The sequence below is a fragment of the Geomonas sp. genome, assembly GCF_035254065.1.
Lineage (GTDB): Bacteria > Desulfobacterota > Desulfuromonadia > Geobacterales > Geobacteraceae > Geomonas.
The window spans coordinates 1-8,272 of the sequence record NZ_DATFBA010000107.1; the positions used below are offsets into that span (position 1 = coordinate 1).

At 61.2% G+C, this 8,272-nt stretch carries 9 protein-coding genes and 1 pseudogene; 4 read left to right on the forward strand and 6 right to left on the reverse strand.

The genetic code is table 11. The features are described 5' to 3' along the window. A partial coding sequence (locus VJ604_RS05520; protein ID WP_324080419.1) for a PEP/pyruvate-binding domain-containing protein occupies positions 1 to 612 on the reverse strand: 612 nt, incomplete at its 3' end. Between the two features lie 250 nt (positions 613 to 862). Between VJ604_RS05520 and VJ604_RS05525 the strand changes: the two genes are divergently transcribed. Then, positions 863 to 1,171: a GYD domain-containing protein gene (locus VJ604_RS05525; protein WP_324080421.1), complete on the forward strand. Its 309-nt coding sequence runs from the start codon at positions 863 to 865 to the stop codon at positions 1,169 to 1,171. 82 nt (positions 1,172 to 1,253) lie between these two features. Here the strand turns inward: VJ604_RS05525 and VJ604_RS05530 are convergent, their stop codons facing one another. From VJ604_RS05530 to VJ604_RS05540, 3 genes are read right to left on the reverse strand one after another with little or no spacing between them, the layout of a single operon-like run. Beyond that, entirely contained in the window at positions 1,254 to 1,844 is a 591-nt protein-coding gene (locus VJ604_RS05530) for an acyl carrier protein phosphodiesterase (RefSeq protein WP_324080423.1), read from the reverse strand. Further along, entirely contained in the window at positions 1,841 to 3,001 is a 1,161-nt protein-coding gene (locus VJ604_RS05535; protein ID WP_324080425.1) for an acyl-CoA dehydrogenase family protein, read from the reverse strand. The genes VJ604_RS05530 and VJ604_RS05535 overlap by 4 nt, the downstream gene beginning before the upstream one ends. Continuing rightward, positions 2,994 to 4,541 (reverse strand): aldehyde dehydrogenase family protein, encoded by a 1,548-nt coding sequence (locus tag VJ604_RS05540; RefSeq protein WP_324080427.1) that lies wholly within the window; start codon positions 4,539 to 4,541, stop codon positions 2,994 to 2,996. The genes VJ604_RS05535 and VJ604_RS05540 overlap by 8 nt, the downstream gene beginning before the upstream one ends. Before the next feature lie 221 nt (positions 4,542 to 4,762). Between VJ604_RS05540 and VJ604_RS05545 the strand changes: the two genes are divergently transcribed. Then, positions 4,763 to 5,554, forward strand: coding sequence for an ADP-ribosylglycohydrolase family protein (locus tag VJ604_RS05545; protein WP_324080430.1), 792 nt, complete (start codon positions 4,763 to 4,765; stop codon positions 5,552 to 5,554). A gap of 86 nt (positions 5,555 to 5,640) precedes the next feature. Here the strand turns inward: VJ604_RS05545 and VJ604_RS05550 are convergent, their stop codons facing one another. Continuing rightward, the gene (locus VJ604_RS05550) at positions 5,641 to 6,213 is read right to left on the reverse strand and encodes a flavin reductase family protein (RefSeq protein ID WP_324080434.1); all 573 of its coding nucleotides are present in this window, start codon (positions 6,211 to 6,213) and stop codon (positions 5,641 to 5,643) included. Between the two features lie 261 nt (positions 6,214 to 6,474). Between VJ604_RS05550 and VJ604_RS05555 the strand changes: the two genes are divergently transcribed. Beyond that, the gene (locus tag VJ604_RS05555; RefSeq protein ID WP_324080436.1) at positions 6,475 to 6,792 is read left to right on the forward strand and encodes a peptide chain release factor-like protein; all 318 of its coding nucleotides are present in this window, start codon (positions 6,475 to 6,477) and stop codon (positions 6,790 to 6,792) included. An 18-nt stretch (positions 6,793 to 6,810) separates the two neighbouring features. Here the strand turns inward: VJ604_RS05555 and VJ604_RS05560 are convergent, their stop codons facing one another. After that, the gene (locus VJ604_RS05560; RefSeq protein WP_324080438.1) at positions 6,811 to 7,728 is read right to left on the reverse strand and encodes a selenium metabolism-associated LysR family transcriptional regulator; all 918 of its coding nucleotides are present in this window, start codon (positions 7,726 to 7,728) and stop codon (positions 6,811 to 6,813) included. A gap of 137 nt (positions 7,729 to 7,865) precedes the next feature. On the opposite strand from VJ604_RS05560, the pseudogene VJ604_RS05565 reads away from it, so the two are divergent. After that, a pseudogene (locus tag VJ604_RS05565) lies at positions 7,866 to 8,272 on the forward strand (transglutaminase); the annotation flags it as partial.

The window sequence follows — 8,272 nt, forward strand, 5'->3', positions numbered from 1 at the left end:
GCTCGCCGCCTGGTCGGAGCGCACCATCTTCATGACACCGATGGAGAGCGCCACCCGGAAGTGGTCGAAGCCCTGGTCGATGCGGTAGGAGATGGCGCGGTCGGTGAAGAGCGAGGCGAAGCAGCGCCGGCAGGCGTCCAAAAGTTGCGCTTCTCCCCTGATGTTCAGGTAGCTCTCCTGTTGCCCGGCAAAGGAGGCAGTCGGCAGGTCCTCGGCGGTCGCGCTGCTGCGGACGGCGACGTCGGTGTCTTCTCCGTATTCCCTGCAGAGCCGGTGGTAGGCGGCGAGGATGGCACTGCTTACTTCGGCCGGAAGCGGTGCTTCGTACACCAGCTCTCTCAGTCGGTGGCCTTTTCGTGCGAAGGCCTCCAGGTCGCTCTTATCTATCTCCCTCAGGAGCTTCCTCATCTCCTGCATCTTTCCGCTCGCCTCGATCAGCTCACGGTAAGCATGAGCTGTGATAGCGAAGCCGTTGGGGATCTTTATGCCTTTGGGCACCAGTTCCCGGTACATTTCCCCCAGCGAGGCATTCTTTCCGCCCACCAGGGGGACATCGGTAATGGAGAGCTCCTTAAACCATCTGACATAGCGAGAGTGTTCTTTCTCATTCATGATCAGCTCCTGTACCGGCTTAAACTGTGGAATCCCCGAAAGATTGAACATTTAAATATTATATCCTGACACCAAGCATTAGCATCTTCTGTGCGTCATGCTCCGCTTCCCGCCGAAGGTAGCGCTTGATCCTGCCCTTGGGAAAGGCCCTCGACGGTGATGCGCTCCACGGTGGTTGCTTTCCCAAACCGGTAAATTATAATAGGCAAGATTAGAATAAACCAATGCAAACTAAGGGAGGAAGACTATCATGCAGACATTCGTTATGCTGACCCGCCTGTCGACTACCATCCTCCGATCGCTGGTCTCTTACGAAGAACTGGAAAATAACGTGATGCAGCACATCCGGACCAAATGTCCGCAGGTGGAGTGGCTGGCGAATTATGCCATTTTGGGACCGTGTGACTACCTCGACATTTTCCGGGCGCCCAACCACGAGACCGCCCTGGAGGTATGCACCATCATCCGCTCCTTCGGCCATGCCACTACCGAAATCTGGAGCGCGGTGGAATGGGAGCGCTACAAGGAACTGCTGCATCAGTTGCCGAAAAAGTCGTAAAAGGCAGGTCCTCTCCGGTGACGGGGAGGAAGGGAGGGGATGCGGTGACCGGCGCTTGCGCATCTCCTCCCACCTTTCCAGCTCACCGGGCTGACAGCTCCGCTCGGAACCCCTTCGCGAACTCCTCCGCTGTGGCGATGAACGCCAGGAAATCCTCTCGCAGCCCTTCATAATTCCGCACAAGCTCCGCCTCTCCACCCGCCAAAGGGTTGTCTCGTGGGATGCGCCTCGACATGCGCACCAAGGCACCGCCGACACCGTCAGTGTCCAGATAGGAAGGGATCATATCTTCGAAGATGATGGGGAGGATCTGGCCCAGCCGCTGCGGGAGGATGGCTCGACGCGCCTCCACCACCCGCCTGACCCGCTTGAGATAGAGGGGGAGCGGCTCGGCTGACCAACTGCTCCAGGTGGTGGCCAGGAAATGATCGTAGAAGAGATCGACCAGGATGCCGCGGTAGAGACCGAAGTGAGGGGCGATGCGCAAGCGGCTGCGGTTGAAGGCGGGCTCGGTATGCGCGAAGGAGTCGATGGCGCGGTGCAGCTCGATGCCGCGCCGCACCAGGGGAGGCCACTGGTCTGTCAGCCGCCCTTTGACGAAGTCCCCCATGAAGTTGCCGGTGAGGATCTCGGGGTCGTCTCCGGAGAGGTGAAGATGGAAGAGATAGTTCATGTGAAGGCGTCGATCCCGGTCAGGTCCCTTCCCAGTACCAGGGTGTGAACCTCGTAGGTCCCTTCATAGGTGTCGACAGACTCGAGGTTGCACATGTGCCGCATGGTCTGGTACTCATCGCTGATGCCGTTGGCGCCCAGCATGCCGCGGGCCGTGCGCGCCACCTCCAGCGCCATGCGCACGTTGTTCCGCTTGGCGAGGCTGACCTGCTGCGGACGCAGGCGGCCTGCCTCCTTGAGTTTGCCCAACTGCAGGGAAAGGAGCTGCCCCTGGGTGATCGCCGTCAGCATGTCCGCCAACTTCGCCTGGGTCAGCTGGTACCCTGCCACCGGCTTACCGAAGACCTTCCGCTCCCGGCAGTAGGCGAGAGCCTCGTCGAAGCAGGCCATGGCAGCGCCCACGGCGCCCCAGGCGATGCCGTAGCGCGCCTGGTTGAGGCAGCTGAGGGCACTCTTCAGCCCCACCGCGCCCGGAAGCAGGTTCCCGGCAGGTACGCGCGCCTCGTCCAGCACGAGTTCGGCGGTGATGGAGGCGCGCAGCGAAAGTTTGCCGGCTACCTCGCCGGAGCTGAAGCCAGCGGTGCCCCGCTCCACCAGGAACCCCCGTATCTCGCCATCCAGTTTCGCCCACACCACGGCCAGATCGGCGATGCTGCCGTTGGTGATCCACATCTTGACGCCGCTCAACCGGTATTCGTTCCCGTGCTTGACGGCACGGGTGATCATGCCGCCCGGGTCGGAGCCGAAATCGGGTTCGGTGAGCCCGAAACATCCGACTGCCTCTCCAGTAGCCAACCTCGGCAGCCAATACTCTTTCTGGCTTTCACTGCCGAACTTCCAGATCGGGTACATAACCAGCGCGCCCTGCACGGACACAAAGCTCCTGAGCCCGGAGTCGCCCCGTTCCAGCTCCTGCATCATGAGGCCGTAAGATATCTGGTCGATCCCCGGTAGTCCGTAACCGGTCAGGTTGGCGCCAAAGAGCCCGAGTTTCCCCATGGTGGCAGCCAGTTCGACTGGGAAGGTGCCGGCGCGGTAATGCTCCCGGACCACCGGGAGGAACTCGCGGTCCACGAAGTCACGGACCGTGTCGCGGATGAGGCGGGCCTGGTCGGTCAGCTCGCTCTCGATGTCGTAGTAGTCGATACCTTTAAACATGCTCGTGCTCCTGGTTGTCCAAAGAGGGGAGGGGAGGGAATCCCTCATCCATCTTGTCGATCTGCGCCTTCTGCAGTTTGCCGCTGAAGTCGCGGTAGATTACCTTGGTCTTGCTGAAGAAGTCGATCGCCCCCCCGCGGCCGCCGGCTTCGGGATGGCCGGAGCCTGAATGACGCCAGCCGCCGAATGGCAGCTGGACCTCGGCGCCGATGGTGGATGCGTTGATGTAGACGATGCCGGTCTCCAGATCGCGCTCGGCGCGTGCGGTGGTATTGACGTTGCGGCTGTAGATGGCGGAGGAGAGGCCGTACCGGGAGCCGTTGACTATGCTGATAGCCTCGTCGAGCCCGCTGCAGGGGATGACGCTCAGCACCGGCCCAAAGATCTCTTCCTGGGCGATGCGCATGGTTGGCCTGACATCGGCGAAGACGGTGGGTGCCAGGTAGAAGCCGGTGGCAAGCGGGCCATCGGTGATTCTCTGTCCGCCGGTCACCAGCCGGGCGCCTTCCTCCTTGCCGATCTGCACATACTTGAGGACCCTTTCGAACTGCCGCTCGTTGATGAGCGGCCCTACCTGCGTTTCCGGGTCGACCCCGTAGCCCAGCTTCAGGGCTGCTGCCCGCTCGGCCAGCATGGTGAGGAAGCGCCCGTAGACGGATTGGTGCACCACGACCCGACTGGTTGCCGTGCAGCGCTGGCCGGTGGTGCCGAACGCCCCCCACAGCACGCCTTCCAGGGCCAGCTCCAGATCGGCGTCCTCCATCACGATGATGGCATTCTTCCCCCCCATCTCGAGGGCGACCGGGCGGTGCAGGGCTGCGAGCTTCGCCTCCAGCGCTTCTCCGGCCGCGCAGGAGCCGGTGAAGGAGGCTGCGTCAACACCTGGGTGGGTAAGCAGGTATTCCCCTGCCTCGCCCCCCGGTCCGCAGACCAGGTTCACGACGCCTGCCGGAAAACCCGCCTGTTCCAGGATCTCGACGAAGGCTGCGGCGCACGCCGGTGTGTCGGACGACGGTTTAAGGATGGCGGTGTTGCCGCAGATAAGGGCGGCGAACAGCTTCCAGGAGGGGATGGCGATCGGGAAGTTCCACGGCGTGACCAGGGCCACTACCCCGAGGGGAAAGCGGACGCTCTTGCAGTCCTTGTCCGGCAACTCGGAGGGGACCGTCTCCCCCTGCAGCCTGCGCCCTTCGCCCGCCATGTAGTAGCCGATGTCGATCGCCTCCTGAACGTCGCCAAGCCCTTCCGCCAGCACCTTCCCCATTTCCCTCGACACCAGGTTACCGAGTCGATCCTTGTTGGCGGTGAGGAGTTCGGCGGCTCGGAAAATGAGCTCCCCCCGGCGGGGAGCGGGGAGACGCCGCCAGGCCGGTAGCGCCTCCCGGGCAGCGGTCACCGCACGGTCGACATCGGCTCGCGAGGACAGTGGGACGGTGGCTATCACGTCCTCGAGGTCGGCCGGATTATAGCTTTGGAAACTCCTCTGGTCAGCGGCATCGCACCAGGTGCCTGCGATGAAATTCCTCACTGTTTCCGACATGGTGCACCTCCCGGGGGCTTGTCGACTCAAAGCATACCAAAAGAGATGGGAAGCAACAGTCGCGGAGCGACCTAGGTTATAGAGACAGGTGCAAATGGCTGTCGAGTGGGGTATTCTGTGTGGATGGAATTAGTTGCACCCAATGTATCTGTGGTGGCTTCGTCATTCTTTAAAGCGCCCGCGGTGGAGCAGGAGATGCGGGAGGATAGGGAGGAAGAGCCATGTTAGGTGCCTTGACCGGTGATGTGGTGGGATCGATCTATGAGTGGAACAACATCAAGACGACCGAGTTTCCTTTGTTCCAGGAGCATTGTCGCTTCACCGATGATTCGGTGCTGACCGTGGCGCTGGCGGAAGCCATCCTGACCGGGGAAGGGTATGCCTCCCTGATGAGGCGGTACTTTCGCAGGTATCCCGACGTCGGTTACGGGGGCAATTTCCGCAGTTGGGCCCAGAATGACCACGCCCATCCCTACCACAGTTGGGGCAACGGGGCGGCCATGAGGGTATGCCCGGTGGGCTGGGCCTTCGGTTCCCTGGCCGAGGTCTTGAAGAAGGCGAAGGATTACAGCCTCCCCACTCACAACCATCCCGAGGGGATCAAGGGCGCCCAGGCCACCGCAGCCGCCGTCTACCTTGGTAGGACCGGCGCTTCCAAAGAGGATATCAGGAGGTTCATCACCGAATATTTCGATTACGACCTCTCCCGCTGCTGCGACGAGATCAGGCCGGGCTACTCCTTCGACGTATCCTGCCAGGGAACCGTGCCGCAAGCCATCACCGCATTCCTGGAGTCGTGCGATTTCGAGAGCGCCATTCGGCTGGCGGTTTCCCTGGGAGGCGATTCCGACACCCTGGCCGCCATCACCGGCGGCATCGCGCAGGCGTTTTACGGGGGAGTGCCGGAACCAATCGCGATGAGGACGCTGGCGTTTCTGGATGAGCCGCTACGGGGGATTACTCTAGCTTTTGAGGAGAGGTTCGTGAAACGAAAGGGAGGGCCGCCGACCTGACCTGAGAGCTGGATTGCGCAGAAAAGAGACGGCCGGCCGGTACCTGTCCTGGCAGGTACTACGGCCGGCCGGTTTGAAGGTTCCGCCTACTTGAGAAGTTTCCTGCCGATGTCGAAACCCTTACCAACAAGCTTCCCTATCCCATAGTAGTTGCGATCGGATGGGCTGTAGATGAGAGGGAGCGCCTTCCTTGCATCCACGTTGCCGTCGGCGTCGAGGACGTCTTCGTCGGCCTTCACATCGACGATCTCTCCGATGAACTGGATATGCACCCCGATCTCCACTGTCTGCAGCAGGCGGCATTCCAGCACCAGCGGGAATTCGGCGACATAAGGGGCGTCCACCAGCTCGCTTCTGACGGCGGTGAGTCCGGCGGCCGCGAACTTGTCGGTATTGCGGCCGGAGGCGATGCCGGCGTAATCGGCAGCGGCGGCGTAAGCCTCCGAAGCCACATTGATGGTGAACGCCTTTCTCTTGATAACGGCGTCATAGGTATAGCGGGATTTCCGCAGCGAAACAGCTACGGCCGGCGGCTCCGAGCAGCAGACTCCGCCCCAGGCGATGGTGGCGATGTTGGCCTTCCCGTCCTCGTCATAGGTTCCCACCAGCCAGGTGGGGGTAGGCATTGCGATGGTTGCGGCACCCAAACTCTTCTTCATAGCTTCCTCCTCTAGATCGATCGATCAGCCGGTGACTGTAACAGACAGTGGACGCTAATGCAAGATTCCGTGCTGTAGGTCTTCCGCAACGCTTCGTAACCTCATTCCACTCGCCATAACTCTCCCTCGCCCCCCCCCGGGAGAGGGGACTCTCGGAGGGCGTGGGCTGTCAGAGAGAGGGACTCTCGGACGGTTAAAAAAGCGAAGGATAGCTGAGGCTCTGTGCTATACTCGGCCGGAATTGTGTGAGGGAGAAGAATCGTGGAAATAAGGGAAGCAGATATCCGGATAGAATACTACCGCGCCTCCGGTCCGGGGGGGCAGCACCGCAACACTACCGACTCGGCAGTCCGCATTCGTCACCTGCCGACCGGCATCGTCGCGCAGGCCAGCGAGAGCCGCTCGCAGCTTCAGAACCGGGAAAAGGCCATGGAGCGCCTGGCGGCGCTGATTCGCAAGAGTGAGCAGAGGGCAAAGAAGAGAATCGCGACGAAAGTGCCGCGCAAGGCCAAGGAAAAGCGATTGGCCGCAAAGAAGCTGGTATCGGAGAGAAAAAAGCAGCGCTCGGCTCTGGATTGACCCGCCAACTATGACCGGTCAGGCGAAGCTCGCCGCTTCGGGCTGGCTGTACAACTCCCTCATCACGTTGCAGAACCCGATCGCGGCCGGGGAGAGTTCCCGTCCTTTTCTGCTGGCCAGGTAGAACTCCCGCCTGATCTGGATATCTTCCACCGGCACCTTGATCAAAGCTCCCTGCGCCAGTTCCCTTTGTACCGACAAAAGCGAGATGAAGGAGATGCCGATCCCTGCCATCACCGCACGCTTGACTGCCTCGTTGCTCCCCAGGTGGGCAGCAACCCGGACGCTGCCGGTGTCGATCCCCGCCTTGCGGAGCGCTTCAGCGGATGCCTTGCCGGTCCCCGATCCAGTTTCCCGCAACACGAAGGTCTCGCGCCACAACTCACCGGTGCCGATGGCGGATACTCCGCTCAAATGATGCCCCCCCGGCGCGATCAGCACCAGTTCGTCGGTCGCGAAGGGAACCAACTCGATGCCGTCCTCCGGAAAACAACCTCCCACTACGCCAACCTCGACCTCTTCGTCCAGCAGTTTCTCCACCACACCTTGGCTGTCTCCCTGCAGAAGCGTGATGCTGAGGCCGGGAAACCGTTCGGCCAGCAAGGGGAGGGCGGCGGGAATCATGTACTCGCCGGGAATGCTGCTTCCCGCTACCTTGAGTTTGACCTCCTCTACTCCCTTGAAACGCGCGATGGCGGTCGGTATTTCGTGGGCGTAGGCGACAAGGCGCCGGGCTCGATCGAGCAGGAGCTTGCCACCCTCGGTCAGCAGGGCGCCGCGGCCGGTCCGGTCCAGAAGCTTCAGGCCGAACTCCTCCTCCAGCGCAGAGATATGCTGGCTGACGGTGGATTGGGTGATGAAGGTGGCTTCCGCCCCTTTGGAAAAGCTCCCGGTCTCGGCGACCTTTATGAAAACTTCCAGCTGCTTGAGGTTCACGTGAGCTCCATTCGGTAAGACGATAGAAGGTGGCGGAAAGATTAAAATTACCAATTTGACAGTGAGCTGTCAATCGCTTATCAATTTAGCTCATTTCCAGGCAGCCCGAGCTGGCTGCCGATACAGAGGAGCTTTATATGAAAAGGTTGTTGTTCTTCATGCTGGCATTTACGATGTGCCTGGCCCCCGCTGCCTGGGCTGCCAGCAGGGCTGGGGTGGTGACGGTCGAGGTGGATCTTTCCAAGCAGGAGTCGGGCAAGCAGACCAAACTGTGGATACCCTACGCCGTTTCCGACAAGTACCAGTCCATCACCGACGTCAAGGTCTCCGGCGATTACGCCTCCTCGGCTGTCTACACCGATCCGGTGAGCGGCACCCCCATCCTGTTCGCGAACTGGGAACAGAATGCCACCAGCCGCAAGCTGACCTATTCCTTTGCTGTGGTAAGGGATGAGATCCACATGTCCAACCTTCCGGCCACCGAACCGGCCTGGAATCCGGCCGATTACGCGGAATATCTCGAGCCGACCACCCTGGGGCCGAC